Origin of the sequence: Nostocoides australiense Ben110, from assembly GCF_001050535.1 — a bacterium.
Taxonomy (GTDB): Bacteria; Actinomycetota; Actinomycetes; order Actinomycetales; family Dermatophilaceae; genus Nostocoides_A; species Nostocoides_A australiense.
The window spans coordinates 4,254,154-4,255,082 of record NZ_HG764815.1 but is presented as its reverse complement, the minus strand read 5'-3'; the positions used below and the strand labels follow the sequence as shown (position 1 = coordinate 4,255,082).

The following is a 929-nucleotide window of genomic DNA, read 5'->3' as shown; positions in this document are numbered from 1 at the left end:
CGGATCGTCAAGCAGCGCAGCGCCCTGCTCAAACAGTCCGCGCCGATGCTGCGCCGCGGCGGCCGAGGCCGGAGGCCGGCCGAGGGAGCCAGCGCGGAGGAGGCACGCGAGAGCGTGCTGCATACCCTCCACGTCTGGGACGGCCACCTCGCGGGGCTCGGCGCCCAACTGCTATATGCCCGCCTGCGGCTGCTGCGCGATCTGCGCACGCACCTCGACCACGCCTATCGCGAGGTCAGCGGCGGGGCCGGGGAGGCGCTAGCGACCTACCGGGCCTCGCTGACCCAAGGGTTGAACGCCCGCATCGCCGCCGGCGAGGTGCCCGAGATCGACGAATTGTCCGCAGGCATCGTCGCCGCCCTCGCCGAGGTGCAGGCCAACGAGTTCGAGCGCGGACAGTGCCTCGTCGGCCCGCACCGCGACGACCTCGTCCTGGCGCTCGGGGAGATGCCGGCCAAGGGGTATGCCAGCCACGGCGAGTCCTGGTCGTTCGCGCTGGGGCTCAAGCTCGCGGCATACCAACTGCTGCGCACCGACCTGGGCACCGATCCGGTGCTCATCCTCGACGACGTTTTCGCCGAACTCGACAGCGGCCGGCGTGAGCGGCTGGCGGCGCTCATCGGGGACTGCGAACAGGTGCTGATCACGGCGGCGGTGGCGGACGACATACCAAAATCCCTTGCGGGACAATGGTTCTCGGTGACGAAGGGTGAGATCACGGCATACCCGGTAGCTCCCGATGAGTGACGAGAACCTGGCCCCGTCGGACCCCGACGCCCCCGCCGAAGCACTGGCGCGAGCGCGTGCCCTCGCCCGCGCCAAGGGGCTGCGCCCCGGCAGTATGCCGAAACGCGCCCCCCGCGGCGCACCGGAGAGTGGGCGCACCGACCGTGACCCGGCGCTGCTCGGCGACGTCGTCGACCGGCTGG

Annotated in this window: 2 pseudogenes; both read left to right on the top strand. The window is 71.6% G+C overall.

Annotation, left to right across the window (positions count from 1 at the left end):
* Positions 1–747 (top strand): annotated as a pseudogene (locus BN11_RS26410) (DNA replication/repair protein RecF); the annotation flags it as partial.
* Positions 740–929, top strand: a pseudogene (locus BN11_RS26405) (DUF721 domain-containing protein); the annotation flags it as partial. The pseudogenes BN11_RS26410 and BN11_RS26405, both read left to right, overlap by 8 nt.